The following is a 270-nucleotide window of genomic DNA, read 5'->3' as shown; positions in this document are numbered from 1 at the left end:
GGCAGGCGCTGGCGACGCTCGTCGTAGCGCTGGATCTCATGGGCGCAGAGATTGCTGGTCATGAACACCAGGGTATTGCGGAAATGGTAGGTGCGTTCGCCGGAAGCGACCCGCAGCAGGCCGTTGTCGAGTACGTTGAGCAACGCATGGACCACTTCCGGGCTGGCCTTTTCCAGTTCGTCGAAGAGAACGATGCCGGGGCGCCCGGGACTGCCGTCCAGCTTGTCCTGCTCCAACAGGGTGGTGCCCTCCTTCGCCCCGACGTAGCCC

1 protein-coding gene is annotated in these 270 nt (G+C 64.1%); it reads right to left on the bottom strand.

Annotated elements, in window-relative coordinates:
* Positions 1 to 236: AAA family ATPase (locus B8W69_RS32130; protein WP_245843437.1), on the bottom strand; the 236-nt coding region annotated here is incomplete at its 3' end.
* Between the last annotated feature and the right edge of the window lie 34 nt (positions 237 to 270).

The organism is Mycolicibacterium vulneris (assembly GCF_002104765.1).
GTDB classification, from domain to species: Bacteria; Actinomycetota; Actinomycetes; order Mycobacteriales; family Mycobacteriaceae; genus Mycobacterium; species Mycobacterium vulneris.
The sequence above is the reverse complement of the archived record's forward strand: the minus strand, read 5'-3'. Positions and strand labels throughout refer to the sequence as shown.